At 57.9% G+C, this 14,294-nt stretch carries 20 protein-coding genes; 10 read left to right on the forward strand and 10 right to left on the reverse strand.

Going from position 1 to position 14,294, the window contains the following annotated elements; translation table 11 throughout:
- The first annotated feature begins 18 nt into the window (after positions 1-18).
- The 3 genes from Q7C20_RS06145 to Q7C20_RS06155 are packed head-to-tail and all read left to right on the forward strand — an operon-like array spanning position 19 to position 2,000.
- Positions 19-462 (forward strand): hypothetical protein, encoded by a 444-nt coding sequence (locus Q7C20_RS06145; protein ID WP_348057505.1) that lies wholly within the window; start codon positions 19-21, stop codon positions 460-462.
- A gap of 1 nt (position 463) precedes the next feature.
- The gene (locus Q7C20_RS06150; RefSeq protein WP_348057507.1) at positions 464-1,075 is read left to right on the forward strand and encodes a superoxide dismutase; all 612 of its coding nucleotides are present in this window, start codon (positions 464-466) and stop codon (positions 1,073-1,075) included.
- Positions 1,076-1,106: 31 nt separating this feature from the next.
- The gene (locus Q7C20_RS06155; protein ID WP_375066335.1) at positions 1,107-2,000 is read left to right on the forward strand and encodes a ZIP family metal transporter; all 894 of its coding nucleotides are present in this window, start codon (positions 1,107-1,109) and stop codon (positions 1,998-2,000) included.
- A gap of 35 nt (positions 2,001-2,035) precedes the next feature.
- Here Q7C20_RS06155 and Q7C20_RS06160 read toward each other — a convergent pair whose 3' ends face one another.
- The 10 genes from Q7C20_RS06160 to Q7C20_RS06205 all read right to left on the reverse strand — a co-directional run bounded on the left by Q7C20_RS06160 (position 2,036) and on the right by Q7C20_RS06205 (position 9,227).
- Positions 2,036-2,308 (reverse strand): HPr family phosphocarrier protein, encoded by a 273-nt coding sequence (locus tag Q7C20_RS06160; RefSeq protein WP_375066337.1) that lies wholly within the window; start codon positions 2,306-2,308, stop codon positions 2,036-2,038.
- Positions 2,309-2,324: 16 nt separating this feature from the next.
- The gene (gene rapZ, locus Q7C20_RS06165; protein ID WP_375066339.1) at positions 2,325-3,182 is read right to left on the reverse strand and encodes an RNase adapter RapZ; all 858 of its coding nucleotides are present in this window, start codon (positions 3,180-3,182) and stop codon (positions 2,325-2,327) included.
- Positions 3,183-3,184: 2 nt separating this feature from the next.
- Positions 3,185-3,649: a PTS IIA-like nitrogen regulatory protein PtsN gene (gene ptsN, locus Q7C20_RS06170; RefSeq protein WP_348057515.1), complete on the reverse strand. Its 465-nt coding sequence runs from the start codon at positions 3,647-3,649 to the stop codon at positions 3,185-3,187.
- A 10-nt stretch (positions 3,650-3,659) separates the two neighbouring features.
- The gene (hpf, locus tag Q7C20_RS06175; protein ID WP_348057517.1) at positions 3,660-3,965 is read right to left on the reverse strand and encodes a ribosome hibernation-promoting factor, HPF/YfiA family; all 306 of its coding nucleotides are present in this window, start codon (positions 3,963-3,965) and stop codon (positions 3,660-3,662) included.
- Positions 3,966-4,183: 218 nt separating this feature from the next.
- A complete protein-coding gene (locus Q7C20_RS06180; protein WP_375066342.1) occupies positions 4,184-5,677 on the reverse strand; it encodes an RNA polymerase factor sigma-54 in 1,494 nt (497 codons plus the stop codon).
- Positions 5,678-5,862: 185 nt separating this feature from the next.
- Positions 5,863-6,588 carry an LPS export ABC transporter ATP-binding protein gene (gene lptB, locus Q7C20_RS06185; protein ID WP_029291791.1) on the reverse strand — a complete coding sequence of 242 codons (726 nt, stop codon included), beginning with the start codon at positions 6,586-6,588 and terminating at the stop codon, positions 5,863-5,865.
- Positions 6,588-7,160, reverse strand: coding sequence for a lipopolysaccharide transport periplasmic protein LptA (lptA, locus tag Q7C20_RS06190; RefSeq protein WP_348057521.1), 573 nt, complete (start codon positions 7,158-7,160; stop codon positions 6,588-6,590). The genes lptB and lptA overlap by 1 nt, the downstream gene beginning before the upstream one ends.
- Positions 7,147-7,719, reverse strand: a complete 573-nt coding sequence (gene lptC, locus Q7C20_RS06195; protein ID WP_348057522.1) for an LPS export ABC transporter periplasmic protein LptC — start codon at positions 7,717-7,719, stop codon at positions 7,147-7,149. The genes lptA and lptC overlap by 14 nt, the downstream gene beginning before the upstream one ends.
- 8 nt (positions 7,720-7,727) lie before the next feature.
- Complete coding sequence (locus Q7C20_RS06200; protein ID WP_348057523.1) at positions 7,728-8,252, reverse strand: HAD family hydrolase; 525 nt, start codon at positions 8,250-8,252, stop codon at positions 7,728-7,730.
- Positions 8,253-9,227, reverse strand: coding sequence for a KpsF/GutQ family sugar-phosphate isomerase (locus Q7C20_RS06205; RefSeq protein ID WP_348057524.1), 975 nt, complete (start codon positions 9,225-9,227; stop codon positions 8,253-8,255).
- Between the two features lie 312 nt (positions 9,228-9,539).
- On the opposite strand from Q7C20_RS06205, the gene Q7C20_RS06210 reads away from it, so the two are divergent.
- The 7 genes from Q7C20_RS06210 (at position 9,540) to murA (ending at position 14,220) form a co-directional block, all read left to right on the forward strand.
- The gene (locus Q7C20_RS06210; protein ID WP_375066347.1) at positions 9,540-10,349 is read left to right on the forward strand and encodes an ATP-binding cassette domain-containing protein; all 810 of its coding nucleotides are present in this window, start codon (positions 9,540-9,542) and stop codon (positions 10,347-10,349) included.
- On the forward strand, positions 10,349-11,146 hold the full coding sequence (mlaE, locus tag Q7C20_RS06215; protein WP_375066348.1) for a lipid asymmetry maintenance ABC transporter permease subunit MlaE: 798 nt from the start codon (positions 10,349-10,351) through the stop codon (positions 11,144-11,146). The genes Q7C20_RS06210 and mlaE overlap by 1 nt, the downstream gene beginning before the upstream one ends.
- Positions 11,146-11,613, forward strand: a complete 468-nt coding sequence (mlaD, locus tag Q7C20_RS06220; RefSeq protein WP_248748882.1) for an outer membrane lipid asymmetry maintenance protein MlaD — start codon at positions 11,146-11,148, stop codon at positions 11,611-11,613. Before mlaE ends, mlaD begins: the two co-directional genes overlap by 1 nt.
- Positions 11,614-11,624: 11 nt before the next feature.
- Positions 11,625-12,275, forward strand: a complete 651-nt coding sequence (locus Q7C20_RS06225; protein WP_348062663.1) for an ABC transporter substrate-binding protein — start codon at positions 11,625-11,627, stop codon at positions 12,273-12,275.
- Positions 12,272-12,577, forward strand: coding sequence for an STAS domain-containing protein (locus Q7C20_RS06230; protein ID WP_348062662.1), 306 nt, complete (start codon positions 12,272-12,274; stop codon positions 12,575-12,577). The genes Q7C20_RS06225 and Q7C20_RS06230 overlap by 4 nt, the downstream gene beginning before the upstream one ends.
- 114 nt (positions 12,578-12,691) lie before the next feature.
- On the forward strand, positions 12,692-12,931 hold the full coding sequence (locus Q7C20_RS06235; RefSeq protein ID WP_375066351.1) for a BolA family protein: 240 nt from the start codon (positions 12,692-12,694) through the stop codon (positions 12,929-12,931).
- Positions 12,932-12,954: 23 nt separating this feature from the next.
- Positions 12,955-14,220 (forward strand): UDP-N-acetylglucosamine 1-carboxyvinyltransferase, encoded by a 1,266-nt coding sequence (murA, locus tag Q7C20_RS06240; protein WP_375066353.1) that lies wholly within the window; start codon positions 12,955-12,957, stop codon positions 14,218-14,220.
- Positions 14,221-14,294 lie beyond the last annotated feature (74 nt).

Here is a 14,294-nt window from a genome sequence, read left to right on the forward strand (position 1 = left end):
CTGCTTTGGAGGCTCACCATGGAGCACTGGAAACGCACGATCGAACGGGCCAATCGCTGTTTTATGGCAGGCGAATTGGTCGACGCACGCGAGGCCTATCTGCAAGCCCTGGCCCTGGCTCAAGTGCTGTTCGAGCGCTGGGCGGATGCCGACGAAGCAGTGGCGGCCTGCGTCATTTCCCATCACAACCTGGCGGACCTGCACCTGCACCTGAATCAGCCTGAGGAGAGTGCCGAATACCTCTGCGCCATCCATCAGCGCCTGTTGCAGACCATGCAGGACCCGCGCCTGAGCGCAGCATTGCGCGAGGCGGCGTTGCGCCAGAGCAGCAAGACCTACGTTGAATTGTTGAATTTCATCAGCGACCACGGCGAGTACCCGCGTACTCATCGCCTGCTGGGCGGCGCCGCGGCGCAACCGTATGCCTCGTCCCGCAATAATCCTTATTACGGAGCTCATTGATATGACCTACACCTTGCCTGCCTTGCCTTACGCCTACGACGCCCTGGAACCGCATATCGACGCGCAAACCATGGAAATTCACTACACCAAACACCATCAAACCTACATCAACAACCTCAATGCCGCGGTCGAGGGCACCGAGTTCGCGGGCTGGCCCGTAGAGAAACTGGTGTCCAGCGTTCAAAACCTGCCAGAAAAACTGCGCGCAGCCGTGATCAACCAGGGCGGCGGCCATGCAAACCATTCGCTGTTCTGGGCGGTCATGTCGCCAAAAGGCGGCGGCAAACCCGAAGGCGCATTGAGCAACGCCATCGATGAGCAATTGGGCGGTTTCGACCGCTTCAAGGAAGCCTTCACCAAAGCGGCCCTGACCCGTTTCGGCAGCGGCTGGGCGTGGTTGAGCGTCACCCCGCAAAAGACACTGGTGGTGGAAAGCAGTGGCAACCAGGACAGCCCCCTGATGAGTGGCAACACACCGATCCTCGGCCTCGACGTCTGGGAGCACGCTTATTACCTGCAGTACCAGAACCGCCGCCCGGAATACATCAACGCCTTCTATAGTGTACTCAACTGGCCGGAAGTGGCCGCTCGCTACCAGGCCGCCTTGGTCTGACATTCACCTATAACAAGATCTAAGGCCGACTATGGGCACTGAAACACTGGCGATCAGCAGCGTGCGAATGTTTCGTTATGCGTTTGGCTCGCTGCTGCTATTGGCAGGTACTGCATTGCTGGTGGCCAAAGGGCTGGCTTGGCTGGACCTGGAACCGCGCATGCTGCGCGCCTTGCAGGGTGGAGCACTGTGCGCGCTCGGCACGGCGCTGGGCGCTGTACCTGTGTTGGTTATTCGTCGCATGCCGGCGGCGCTGAGCGATACCCTGCTGGGTTTTGGTGCCGGGGTAATGCTGGCGGCAACGGCGTTTTCGTTGATCGTCCCCGGCATCGCTGCTGCCGAAAGCCTGGGGCTCTCGCCCTGGAAGGCCAGTGGTCTGATCAGTCTCGGCATCATGCTGGGCGCGTTCGGGCTGTACCTGGTCGACCGCAGGGTCTCCGGAGCGAGTCCGGAAATGCTGGTGGGCACGCCGGACAAACCGGTGATTCCGCCGCGCATCTGGCTGTTCGTGTTTGCCATCATTGCCCACAACATTCCGGAAGGCATGGCCGTCGGCGTTTCTGCTGGCGGCGGTATGCCGGATGCCGACAGCCTGGCCATGGGGATTGCCCTGCAGGACGTGCCGGAAGGCCTGGTGATCGCGCTGGTTTTGGCCGGGGCGGGCATGTCGCGGGTAAGGGCGTTCCTGATCGGTGCGGCGTCAGGCCTGGTCGAACCGGTGTTTGCCGTGATCTGCGCCTGGCTGGTGAGCCTGGCCGAAATGCTCTTGCCCTTGGGGTTGGCGCTGGCTGCGGGGGCGATGCTGTTGGTGGTGACCCATGAAGTGATCCCTGAATCACGCCGTAATGGCCATGAAAAGCTCGCCAGCCTGGGGCTGTGCATCGGGTTTTGTTTGATGATGGTGATGGATACTGCGTTGGGGTGAAGCCGCTGCGGCTTCACCCTTCTGAAAGGGTGGGCTTACTCACCCTCATCAAAGTAGTTATTGATCAGCTCAACCAGCGCATCCATTGCTTCCTGTTCTTGCTCGCCTTCAGTCTTCAGGTGAATCCTGGTGCCTTTACCGGCAGCCAACATCATCATGGCCATGATGCTTTTGCCATCGACCATGGAATCCGGGGTGCGCCCGGCGCGGATCTGGCAGGGGAATCTTCCGGCAACACCGACGAACTTGGCAGAGGCCCGGGCGTGCAGGCCCAGCTTGTTGATGATTTCAATTTCCAGAGCGGGCATCGCGAGGGTGTTCCTTTCAGCTAAGGTCGCGGTGGCGGACCTGAACGTTCTTGAGGGTTTGTTGCAGCACTTTGCCAAGACGCTCGGTCAGGTAGACGGAACGGTGATGGCCACCGGTGCAGCCAATGGCAATGGTGACATACGCCCGGTTGCTGGCGGCAAAGCGCGGCAGCCATTTGAGCAGGTAACTGGAAATGTCCTGGAACATCTCCTCCACATCCGGTTGTGCCGCCAGGTAGTCGGCTACAGGCTGGTCCAGCCCGGACTGAGCCCGTAACTCCGGCTTCCAGTAAGGATTGGGCAGGCAACGCACATCGAAGACCAGGTCGGCATCCACCGGCATCCCCCGTTTGAAGCCAAACGACTCCACCAGAAAAGCCGTGCCAGGCTCCGGCTGGTTCAGAAGGCGCAGCTTGATGGCGTCGCGCAGCTGATACAGGTTCAGAGCGGTGGTGTTGATTTTGAGGTCGGCGAGGTCAATGATCGGCCCCAACAGGGTCGTCTCGTCCTCAATGGCTTCAGCCAGGGAGCGATGGGGGCTGCTGAGAGGGTGGCGGCGACGGGTTTCAGAAAAACGCTTCAGCAGCGTTTCTTCATCCGCATCCAGGTAGAGCACATCGCAATGAATGTGCTTGGCCCGCACTTCTTCGAGCAATTCAGGGAATCGCGAGAGGTGGCTGGGCAGGTTGCGGGCGTCAATTGAAACGGCGACCAGAGGCTGCGCCAGTTCGGTATGGATAAGGGCGCGCTCCGCCAATTCCGGCAGCAGGCCGGCCGGCAGGTTGTCGATGCAATAGAATCCACTGTCCTCAAGAACATTAAGGGCGGTGCTTTTACCCGAGCCGGAACGGCCGCTGACGATGATCAAACGCATGATTACTGCCTGTTTTGTTCATCCAGAACGACCTGATAGAGCGCCTCATTGCTGTTGGCGCTGCGCAGTTTGTCGCGTACTTCCTTTCGGTCGAGCATGCTGGCGATCTGCCGAAGCAGTTCCAGGTGAGCGTCGGTGGCGGCTTTCGGGACCAGCAGCACGAACAGTAGGTCAACCGGAGCGCCGTCAATGGCGTCGAAATCGATTTTTTCTTGCAGGTGCAAAAGTGCACTGACGGGAGAAGTACAGCCTTCCAGGCGGCAGTGAGGAATGGCGATGCCGTTACCAAAACCGGTCGAGCCCAGTTTTTCACGGTCAATCAGGGCCTTGAACACAACTTGCTCATCCAGCTCGGGCACTTCGCGGCCGATCAGGTTGGCAATTTGTTCGAGGGCGCGCTTTTTACTGCCGCCCGGCACGTTCACGAGGGAACGGCCGGGGGTCAGGATGGTTTCGAGTCGGATCATGGGGGGAGAATTAACGACCTGTACCTTGCATTAGGTGCAGATTCTTTTCCTTATGCTTTATGAGTTGGCGGTCCAGCTTGTCGTAGAGCGAGTCAATCGCTGCGTACATGTCGTCATGTTCCGCATTGGCAACGACTTTGGCATGCGGTATGTGCAGGGTGGCCTCAATTTTCTGCTTGAGCTTGTCGACCTCCATAATGACCTGCACATTGGTGATCTTGTCGTAATGCCCCGCAAGCTTGTTCAGCTTGCTCTCGGTGTACTCACGCAGGGGCTTGGTGACTTCCAACTGGTGTCCACTGATGTTGACTTGCATACAGCTTCTCCTTCGTTGCCAGTGCATAACGCGACAGGCGAAAGCGCCTGCCACTGGAATGCATTCCAAAACTGCCTTCGCGTCGATCATGCTGCGTCAAAAACAGGCTCGGAATGCTCATTTAGGAGCCTGAACTGCGCTTCCTCGCCTGTTTTTGCCTTGCCTGATCGCCGCTCGGCGAGTTTTATAACGCATTCCGGAACGCTATGGCCCGCCCGTCACATCAAACGCTTACGCTCGCTGGAAGGCGCGATCCCGAGGGACTCGCGGTACTTGGCGACGGTTCGACGGGCGACCTGAATGCCTTGTGCCTCCAGTAAACCAGCGATCTTACTGTCACTCAATGGCTTTTTCTGATTTTCCGCGGCAACCAGTTTTTTGATGATCGCGCGGATCGCCGTGGACGAGCATTCGCCGCCTTCGGAGGTGCTGACGTGGCTGGAGAAAAAGTATTTCAACTCATAAATACCGCGCGGGGTATGCATGAATTTCTGGGTGGTTACCCGGGAAATCGTCGATTCGTGCATGCCCACCGCTTCGGCGATGTCGTGCAGAACGAGCGGCTTCATCGCTTCGTCGCCATATTCCAGGAAGCCGCGCTGATGCTCGACGATCTGGGTAGCCACTTTCATCAATGTTTCGTTACGGCTTTGCAGGCTCTTGATGAACCAGCGCGCCTCCTGCAACTGGTTGCGCATGAAAGTGTTGTCGGCGCTGGTGTCGGCGCGGCGCACAAAACCTGCGTATTGCGGGTTGACCCGCAGGCGCGGCACCGATTCCTGATTCAGCTCCACCAGCCAGCGTTCGTTGTGCTTGCGCACGATCACATCAGGGACGACGTATTCGGCTTCGCTGGACTCAATCTGCGAGCCTGGGCGTGGGTTCAGGCTTTGTACCAGCTCGATAACCTGGCGCAGGTCATCTTCCTTGAGCTTCATGCGGCGCATCAACTGGCTGTAGTCACGGCTGCCCAGCAGGTCGATGTAGTCGGTAACCAGGCGCTGAGCTTCGCTGAGCCACCGCGTCTTGGCCGGCAGTTGGCGCAATTGCAGCAACAGGCACTCGCTGAGGGTGCGCGCGCCAATACCGGCGGGCTCAAATTGCTGGATGCGGTGCAGGACAGCTTCGATTTCGTCCAGCTCGATATCCAGTTCCGGGTCGAATGCCTCAAGAATTTCCTCAAGGGTTTCGTCCAGGTAACCCTGATTATTGATGCAGTCGATCAGGGTGACAGCGATCAGGCGATCAGTGTCCGACATCGGTGCCAGGTTCAGTTGCCACAACAAGTGGCTTTGTAGGCTCTCTCCGGCAGACGTACGGGTGGTGAAGTCCCACTCGTCATCATCATTGCTGGGCAGGCTGCTGGCGCTGGTCTGGTAAACGTCTTCCCACGCGGTGTCCACGGGAAGCTCGTTGGGAATGCGTTCGTTCCATTCGCCTTCCTCAAGGTTGTCCACCGTAGGGGCGGTTTCCTGGTAGGAGGGTTCCTGCACGTCGGGATTGGGTTTTTGCTCGATGTTGTCGGCCAGCGGGTCTGCATTATCGAAGTCGTCGCCTTCTTCCTGGCGTTCGAGCATCGGATTGGATTCCAAGGCCTCCTGGATTTCCTGTTGCAGGTCCAGGGTCGACAATTGGAGCAGGCGGATGGCCTGTTGCAGCTGCGGTGTCATCGTCAGCTGCTGGCCCATTCTCAGGACTAGCGATGGTTTCATGGCAGGGGCTTAACACCTTATTCGCCGGCGCAATGCGCCATCCACGACAGGGCGCGTGAGCGCCAAACATAAGCAAATTATATGCCTGATATCGGGTGCTTTGCCTAGAGCGCGGTAACAATAAAAAAACCGAGGTTTTTATTGACTCCCGCGCACTCCGGCAAACAACCGCAACACCACACTGCTTACAGGCGGAACTCGTGGCCCAGGTACACTTCCTTGACCAGTTCGTTGGCCAGGATAGTCGCGGAATCGCCTTCGGCGATCAGCTGGCCATCGTTGACGATGTAAGCCGTTTCACAGATATCGAGCGTCTCACGGACGTTGTGGTCAGTGATCAACACGCCGATGCCCTTGGCCTTGAGGTGATGGATGATCTGCTTGATGTCGCCGACCGAGATAGGGTCGACGCCGGCAAACGGTTCGTCCAGCAGGATGAACTTGGGTGCGGTGGCCAGGGCGCGGGCGATTTCCACACGGCGACGCTCACCGCCGGACAAGCTCATGCCGAGGTTGTCGCGAATGTGGTTGATATGGAATTCCTGCAGCAGGCTTTCCAGCTCCTGGCGACGGCCATCACGGTCGAGTTCCTTGCGGGTCTCCAGGATCGCCATGATGTTGTCGGACACCGAGAGCTTGCGGAAGATCGACGCTTCCTGAGGAAGATAGCCGATACCTGCGCGAGCACGACCGTGCATCGGCTGGTGGCTGACGTCCAGGTCGTCGATCAATACGCGACCTTGGTCAGCCTGCACCAAACCGACAATCATATAGAAGCAGGTGGTCTTGCCGGCACCGTTGGGGCCGAGCAGACCGACGATCTGGCCGCTGTCGATCGACAGGCTGACATCGCGCACGACTTGACGGCTTTTATAGGCCTTGGCCAGATGCTGGGCTTTCAGGGTTGCCATTAATTGGCCTTCTTCGCAGCGGGTTTAGGCGCGGGAGCAGCGCCTTCTTTCTGCTTCGGCTGGATAACCATGTCGATGCGCGGCTTCGGAGTACCGATTTTTGCGCCGGTGGCACGACCGGCCTGAGCAATCTGCTTCACGGTGTCATAGGTGATTTTTTCACCGTCAGTGGTGTTGCCATCACTGCTGACTACCCGGGCCTGATCGATCAGGATGATGCGGTTCTGCTGGGCGTGATACTGGATGGTCCTGCCGTAGCCCTTCATTGGCGCAGGGTCTGCAGCGGCCTGCTTCTGTTCGAAGTAGGCGAGGTTACCCACCGAGGTCACCACATCAATGTCGCCAGCCGGGGTGCGCGTGAGCGTCACTGTGTTGCCAGTGATTTTCATCGAGCCCTGGGTGATGATCACGCCGCCCGTGTAGGTCGCGACACCTTGCTTGTCATCCAGCTGAGCATCGTCAGCCTGAATGTGGATAGGTTGCTCGCTATCGTTCGGCAGAGCCCAGGCGCTCACGCTTCCCAGTGCTGCGCCCAGACTGAGCAAAATAGGGAGAGTTTTAACGAGCCTCATACTGTCCTCTTACGTTCGATAGCAGGTGTATCCTGCTTTCTTTCAAATACGCTTTCATTCCCTTGCCAGTCGATACACCGCCAGCGCCGTCGATTCTAACGTCTTGCTCGGTCTGCGCATATTGCTGTTGTGGGAAAACGGTCATGCGACTGCTGGTAATAATGGTGTCGCGGTTCTTCTCGTCGGTGCGCGCAACGCGAACCGAGTCAATCAGTTCAACCTGGGTACCGTCCGGGTTGACCTCGCCACGCTTGCTGGTGACGTGCCACGGAAATTCGGTGCCCTTGTACAGGTTCAGGTCCGGGTTGGTCAGTAAAGAGACCTCGGAGGACTTCACATGATCGACTCTATCGGCCGTCATTTCGTACTGAACCTTGCCGTCAGGCAGGAACTGCACGCTGTAGGCATTGGTGGCGTAATAGTCGATAACGCTTTCATCAACCTTTGCAACAGGCTTGTCGAGGAAGCGTTCCGGGCTGATATTCCAGTAGCCTACCGCCAGGAACAGCGCGGCGATGACTCCGAACAGCAGGAAGTTACGAATCTTTTTGCTCAGCATAAAACGCTCTATAGGTAGGCGGCGTGGGCCGCTTCAAGACTGCCTTGGGCGCGCAGGATCAACTCGCAGAACTCGCGTGCGGCGCCTTCACCGCCACGGGCGGTAGTGATGCCATGTGCGTGTTCGCGAACAAAAGACGCAGCGTTTGCAACGGCCATGCCCAGGCCCACTCGGCGAATCACCGGCAGGTCGGGCAGGTCGTCACCCAAGTAGGCGACCTGCTCATAGCTTAGATTGAGTTGGCCAAGAAGCTCGTCCAGAACCACCAGTTTATCCTCGCGGCCTTGATACAGGTGAGGAATCCCCAGGTTTTGTGCGCGACGTTCAACTACTGGTGTCTTTCGACCGCTGATAATCGCCGTTTGCACACCCGCCGCCATCAACATTTTGATGCCTTGGCCGTCGAGGGTATTGAACGTCTTGAATTCACTGCCATCTTCGAGGAAGTAAAGGCGGCCATCGGTCAGCACGCCATCCACGTCGAAAATCGCCAATTTGATGTGTTTGCCGCGTTGCAGCAGGTCGGCTGTCATTTACATCACTCCCGCACGCAGCAAGTCGTGCATGTTCAGGGCGCCAATCGGGCGGTCGTCGCGATCTACAACTACCAGCGCGAGAATTTTATGGTCTTCCATGATCTTCAAGGCTTCGGCCGCGAGCATGTCAGGGCGTGCGGTCTTGCCGTGCGGGGTCATGACCTCATCGATTCGGGCGGTTTGAATATCCAGGTTGCGGTCCAGGGCGCGGCGCAGGTCGCCGTCGGTGAACACCCCGGCGAGGCGGCCGTCGGCTTCCAGGATGGCGGTCATGCCCAGGCGCTTGAGGCTCATCTCCATCAAGGCCTCCTTGAGCAAGGCGCCGCGCTGCACATTGGGCAGTTCGTCACCGCTGTGCATCACATTTTCGACTTTCAGCAGCAGCCGACGGCCAAGGGCGCCGCCCGGGTGCGAAAACGCGAAATCTTCAGCAGTAAAGCCACGTGCGTCCAGCAACGCCACGGCCAGGGCGTCGCCCATGACCAGCGCGGCGGTGGTGGAGGAGGTCGGCGCCAGGTTCAAGGGGCAAGCCTCGTGGTCCACGTGAACGTTAAGGTTCACTTCGGCAGCCTTGGCCAGCGTTGAGTCGGGGTTGCCGGTGACGCTGATCATCTGGATGCCCAGGCGCTTGATCAGCGGCAGCAGGGTCACGATTTCATTGGTGGTGCCGGAGTTGGACAGCGCCAGGATGATGTCATCCTTGGTGATCATGCCCATGTCGCCGTGGCTGGCTTCGGCCGGATGCACGAAAAACGCTGTGGTCCCGGTGCTGGCCAATGTGGCGGCGATCTTGTTGCCGACGTGGCCGGATTTGCCCATGCCGACCACGACAACGCGGCCCTTGCTGGCCAGAATCATCTCGCAGGCACGTACGAAATCCGCGTCGATATGGGCCAGTAAACCTTCTACGGCTTCAAGCTCGAGGCGGATGGTGCGTTGTGCGGATTGAATGAGGTCGCTGGATTGGCTCATGTCTGGAATCGTATAGCCTGACGAAAAGTCGGCGATTATAGCGGTAATGAACAATTCCCTCACATAAGTTCGTCAGCCTTTATTCGGCACGTGTATTAGATTCATGATCTGTAACACAGTCAGCAACGTTTTTTCCCTGTCCAAAATCTGAACAAGCACAGTTCCGCCCTTGGGGGCTCTGCATCAGCAGTGATATAGTTCGCCGCCAGTTCGGCCCGCCCAACCCATGTCGCCAAATTATTGCGCATTCGTAACTAAACGAAAGTCGCACACATGGTGTCTGAGTGAAAGGCTGCATCCCAAGGAGATTAGATGAGTGCCGATAACGCCTACGCGGTCGAGCTGAAGGGCCTTACCTTCAAGCGCGGGACGCGCAGCATCTTCAATAACGTCGATATTCGCATTCCCCGCGGCAAAGTCACGGGCATCATGGGGCCTTCCGGTTGCGGCAAGACCACTCTGTTGCGCTTGATGGGCATGCAATTGCGGCCCAATGCCGGTGAAGTGTGGGTCAACGGCCAGAACCTGCCGACGCTGTCGCGCAGCGATCTGTTCGATGCCCGCAAGCACATGGGCGTGCTGTTCCAGAGCGGTGCGCTGTTTACCGACCTCGACGTTTTCGAAAACGTGGCTTTTCCGCTGCGGGTGCATACCCAGCTGTCCGATGAAATGATTCGGGACATCGTGTTGTTGAAGCTGCAGGCCGTGGGCCTTCGCGGCGCCATCGACCTGATGCCCGACGAGTTGTCCGGCGGGATGAAGCGCCGTGTGGCCCTGGCGCGAGCCATTGCCCTCGATCCGCAAATCCTTATGTACGACGAGCCGTTCGTAGGCCAGGACCCGATCGCCATGGGTGTGCTGGTGCGCCTGATCCGCCTGCTCAACGATGCGCTGGGAATTACCAGTATCGTGGTCTCCCACGACCTGGCCGAAACCGCGAGCATTGCCGACTACTTATATGTGGTGGGCGATGGTCAAGTGTTGGGGCAGGGCACGCCGCAAGAGCTGATGAACGCTGACAACCCGCGCATTCGCCAATTCATGACCGGCGATCCCGATGGCCCGGTGCCTTTTCATTTTCCGGCAGCGGACTACCGCTCAGATCTTCTGGGGAAGCGCTGATGCGCAAGAAATCTTTACTCGAGAAGGTGCGCCTTTTTGGTCGCTCCGGTATCGACTTGATCGAAGTGCTGGGGCGCTCGACCATATTCCTGTTTCACGCCTTGCTTGGCCGTGGCGGCATTGGCGGCGGTTTCGGCTTGCTGCTTAAACAGTTGCACTCAGTGGGCGTGATGTCCCTGGTCATTATTGTGGTGTCCGGGATTTTCATCGGCATGGTGCTGGCGTTGCAGGGGTTCAATATCCTCTCCAGCTACGGTTCCGAGCAGGCTGTGGGGCAGATGGTTGCCCTGACGCTGCTGCGAGAACTGGGTCCGGTGGTTACCGCCTTGCTGTTTGCTGGTCGCGCAGGTTCTGCACTGACGGCTGAAATCGGCAATATGAAATCCACCGAGCAGTTGTCCAGCCTTGAAATGATTGGCGTGGACCCGCTCAAGTACATTGTTGCCCCGCGCCTGTGGGCCGGCTTCATTTCCCTGCCACTGCTGGCGATGATTTTCAGCGTGGTAGGCATTTGGGGCGGTTCATGGGTCGCGGTTGACTGGTTGGGCGTCTATGACGGCTCTTACTGGGGCAACATGCAAAACAGTGTGACCTTCAGCGGCGACGTGCTCAACGGCATCATAAAAAGCATCGTTTTCGCCTTTGTTGTGACCTGGATCGCCGTATTCCAAGGCTACGACTGTGAGCCCACTTCCGAAGGGATCAGTCGTGCCACCACCAAGACCGTTGTGTACGCCTCGCTGGCGGTACTGGGCCTTGACTTCATTTTGACCGCCTTGATGTTTGGAGATTTCTGATGCAAAACCGCACTGTGGAAATCGGTGTCGGCCTTTTCTTGCTGGCTGGCATCCTGGCTTTACTGTTGCTGGCCCTGCGAGTCAGCGGCCTTTCGGCCAGCCCCACCGCCGATACTTATAAACTTTACGCGTACTTCGACAATATCGCTGGTTTGACTGTCAGAGCTAAAGTGACCATGGCCGGTGTAACCATCGGCAAGGTCACGGCAATCGATCTGGATCGCGACAGCTTCACCGGGCGAGTGACCATGCAAATAGACAAGAAGGTAGATAATCTGCCGACTGACTCTACTGCATCTATCCTCACTGCGGGTCTGCTGGGCGAGAAGTACATCGGTGTCAGCGTGGGTGGGGAAACAGCCCTGCTCAAGGATGGCTCGACAATCCACGACACACAGTCGTCGCTGGTGCTTGAAGACCTGATCGGTAAATTCCTGCTTAATACGGTCAATAAAGACGCCAAATGAGGAATCTGTTCATGATCTCTACCTTGCGACGTGGCCTGCTGGTACTGCTTGCAGCGCTGCCGCTGATGGCCAACGCGGCGGGTTCTGCGCACGATCTGGTGCAGGACACGACCAACAAAATGTTGGCTGACCTGACCGCCAATAAAGAGCAGTACAAGCAAGACCCCACCAGGTTTTACGAAGCGCTCAACACGATTGTTGGCCCTGTGGTCGATGCCGAGGGTATTTCCAAAAGCATCATGACGGTCAAGTATTCGCGCAAGGCTACCCCTGCGCAAATGCAAACATTCCAGGAAAACTTCAAAAAGGGCCTGTTCCAGTTCTACGGTAACGCCTTGCTGGAGTACAACAACCAGGGCATCACCGTTGCACCGGCTGGTGACGAGTCGGGTGATCGCACCAGCGTTAACATGACTGTTAAAGGCACCAACGGCGCGGTCTACCCTGTGCAGTACACGCTGGAGAAGGTCAACGGCGAGTGGAAACTGCGCAACGTGATCATCAACGGCATCAACATTGGCAAGCTGTTCCGTGACCAGTTTGCCGATGCGATGCAGCGTAATGGCAACGATCTGGACAAGACCATTAATGGTTGGGCCGGCGAAGTTGCCAAAGCCAAGGAAGAAACCGATAAGCAAGCTGCCGGGAAGCCTGCGCAATGACCGAGTCGGCTGTTCGTCTTGGCGACGCCGGTGAGTTGTTTCTCAGCGGCGTGCTCGATTACCGCTCCGGGCCTGATCTGCGCAAGCAGGGCCAGGCCCTGATCAATGCCAGTACCGCGCCTGCGCTGGTGCTGGATTGCTCAGCGGTGACCAAGTCGAGCAGCGTTGGCTTGTCTTTGTTGCTGTGCTTCATGCGTGACGCAGAGGCGGCAAAGAAGCCGGTCAGCATCCGCGCATTGCCCGAAGACATGCGTGAAATCGCAGAAGTTTCCGGTTTGACCGAGTTGTTGGCGCATCCTTAATACACATTATTAAAGAAGCCCCCCGTCAGAGTCCTGCTATGCGGGGTTCGCAGGCGCGGGGCTTTTTTGTATGATGTGCGACCCGCGCGCACTGGGCGCCCATAGAGGTTGATCATGCAGGCCCTAGAAGTTAAAAGCTTCCTTGAAGGAAAGCTGCCCGAAACCAAGGTTGAAGTTGAGGGCGAAGGCTGCAATTTCCAGCTGAACGTGATTAGCGATGAACTGGCGGCTTTGAGCCCGGTCAAGCGTCAACAGCAGATCTATGTCCATTTAAACCCGTGGATCACCGATGGCAGCATCCATGCGGTCACTATGAAATTTTTCAGCCGCGCGGCCTGGGCCGAGCGCACCTGAGCCCCCAAGGCGTCGAGATTCTTATGGATAAATTGATTATTACCGGCGGTGTTCGTCTTGATGGCGAGATCCGCATTTCCGGTGCTAAAAACTCCGCCCTGCCGATTCTGGCAGCGACCCTGCTGTGCGATGGCCCGGTAACCGTGGCCAACCTGCCGCACCTGCACGACATCACCACCATGATCGAGCTGTTCGGTCGCATGGGCATCGAGCCGGTGATCGACGAAAAACTTTCGGTCGAAATCGATCCGCGCACCATCAAGACCCTGATCGCTCCGTACGAGCTGGTGAAAACCATGCGTGCCTCGATCCTGGTACTCGGCCCAATGGTTGCCCGTTTCGGCGAGGCTGAAGTGGCTCTGCCTGGCGGTTGCGCCATCGGCTCGCGTCCGGTTGACCTGCACATCCGTGGCCTCGAAGCCATGGGCGCGACCATCGACGTGGAAGGCGGCTACATCAAGGCCAAGGCGCCGGAAGGCGGCCTGCGTGGCGCGAACTTCTTCTTTGATACCGTCAGCGTAACCGGTACCGAGAACATCATGATGGCGGCTGCATTGGCCAACGGCCGCAGCGTTTTGCAAAACGCTGCGCGCGAGCCGGAAGTGGTCGACCTCGCCAATTTCCTCATCGCCATGGGTGCCAACATCACTGGCGCCGGCACTGACACCATCACCATCGACGGTGTTAAACGCCTGCACTCGGCCACCTATAAAGTGATGCCGGACCGCATCGAGACCGGCACCTACCTGGTCGCTGCTGCTGTGACCGGTGGCCGCGTCAAGGTCAAGGACACTGATCCGACCATCCTTGAGTCTGTGTTGGAAAAACTCAAGGAAGCCGGTGCTGAAATCACCACGGGTGAAGACTGGATCGAGCTGAACATGCACGGCAAGCGGCCAAAAGCCGTCAACTTGCGTACCGCTCCGTACCCGGCGTTCCCGACCGACATGCAAGCGCAGTTCATTTCCCTGAACGCAATTGCCGAAGGCACCGGTGCGGTGATCGAGACTATCTTCGAAAACCGCTTCATGCACGTGTATGAACTGCACCGCATGGGCGCGAAGATCCAGGTTGAAGGCAATACGGCCATCGTTACCGGTATCGACAAGCTCAAGGGCGCGCCAGTTATGGCCACCGACCTGCGTGCTTCGGCCAGCCTGGTAATCTCGGCGCTGTGCGCTGATGGCGACACCTTGATCGATCGCATCTACCACATCGACCGTGGTTATGAGTGCATCGAAGAGAAGCTGCAGATGCTCGGCGCGAAAATCCGCCGCGTACCGGGCTAGTAACACTGTCATTGTGGCGCGGGAGAGAGCTCCCTCGCCACAGGACTGCGTTTGCTGCCAACGGATTTGTTTCA

It is taken from the genome of Pseudomonas sp. AMR01 (assembly GCF_041946035.1).
Taxonomy (GTDB): domain Bacteria; phylum Pseudomonadota; class Gammaproteobacteria; order Pseudomonadales; family Pseudomonadaceae; genus Aquipseudomonas; species Aquipseudomonas antarctica_B.

Excerpts from the sequence above, each read along its gene's own strand:
- Q7C20_RS06180 (WP_375066342.1), bottom strand. The coding sequence starts at position 5,677 with ATGAAACCATCGCTAGTCCTGAGAATGGGCCAGCAGCTGACGATGACA.
- Q7C20_RS06160 (WP_375066337.1), bottom strand. The coding sequence starts at position 2,308 with ATGCCCGCTCTGGAAATTGAAATCATCAACAAGCTGGGCCTGCACGCC.
- Q7C20_RS06145 (WP_348057505.1), top strand. The coding sequence starts at position 19 with ATGGAGCACTGGAAACGCACGATCGAACGGGCCAATCGCTGTTTTATG.
- murA (WP_375066353.1), top strand. The coding sequence starts at position 12,955 with ATGGATAAATTGATTATTACCGGCGGTGTTCGTCTTGATGGCGAGATC.
- Q7C20_RS06150 (WP_348057507.1), top strand. The coding sequence starts at position 464 with ATGACCTACACCTTGCCTGCCTTGCCTTACGCCTACGACGCCCTGGAA.
- Q7C20_RS06210 (WP_375066347.1), top strand. The coding sequence starts at position 9,540 with ATGAGTGCCGATAACGCCTACGCGGTCGAGCTGAAGGGCCTTACCTTC.
- hpf (WP_348057517.1), bottom strand. The coding sequence starts at position 3,965 with ATGCAAGTCAACATCAGTGGACACCAGTTGGAAGTCACCAAGCCCCTG.
- Q7C20_RS06205 (WP_348057524.1), bottom strand. The coding sequence starts at position 9,227 with ATGAGCCAATCCAGCGACCTCATTCAATCCGCACAACGCACCATCCGC.
- lptA (WP_348057521.1), bottom strand. The coding sequence starts at position 7,160 with ATGAGGCTCGTTAAAACTCTCCCTATTTTGCTCAGTCTGGGCGCAGCA.
- mlaE (WP_375066348.1), top strand. The coding sequence starts at position 10,349 with ATGCGCAAGAAATCTTTACTCGAGAAGGTGCGCCTTTTTGGTCGCTCC.
- Q7C20_RS06200 (WP_348057523.1), bottom strand. The coding sequence starts at position 8,252 with ATGACAGCCGACCTGCTGCAACGCGGCAAACACATCAAATTGGCGATT.
- Q7C20_RS06155 (WP_375066335.1), top strand. The coding sequence starts at position 1,107 with ATGGGCACTGAAACACTGGCGATCAGCAGCGTGCGAATGTTTCGTTAT.
- Q7C20_RS06230 (WP_348062662.1), top strand. The coding sequence starts at position 12,272 with ATGACCGAGTCGGCTGTTCGTCTTGGCGACGCCGGTGAGTTGTTTCTC.
- mlaD (WP_248748882.1), top strand. The coding sequence starts at position 11,146 with ATGCAAAACCGCACTGTGGAAATCGGTGTCGGCCTTTTCTTGCTGGCT.
- Q7C20_RS06235 (WP_375066351.1), top strand. The coding sequence starts at position 12,692 with ATGCAGGCCCTAGAAGTTAAAAGCTTCCTTGAAGGAAAGCTGCCCGAA.
- lptB (WP_029291791.1), bottom strand. The coding sequence starts at position 6,588 with ATGGCAACCCTGAAAGCCCAGCATCTGGCCAAGGCCTATAAAAGCCGT.
- lptC (WP_348057522.1), bottom strand. The coding sequence starts at position 7,719 with ATGCTGAGCAAAAAGATTCGTAACTTCCTGCTGTTCGGAGTCATCGCC.
- ptsN (WP_348057515.1), bottom strand. The coding sequence starts at position 3,649 with ATGATCCGACTCGAAACCATCCTGACCCCCGGCCGTTCCCTCGTGAAC.
- rapZ (WP_375066339.1), bottom strand. The coding sequence starts at position 3,182 with ATGCGTTTGATCATCGTCAGCGGCCGTTCCGGCTCGGGTAAAAGCACC.
- Q7C20_RS06225 (WP_348062663.1), top strand. The coding sequence starts at position 11,625 with ATGATCTCTACCTTGCGACGTGGCCTGCTGGTACTGCTTGCAGCGCTG.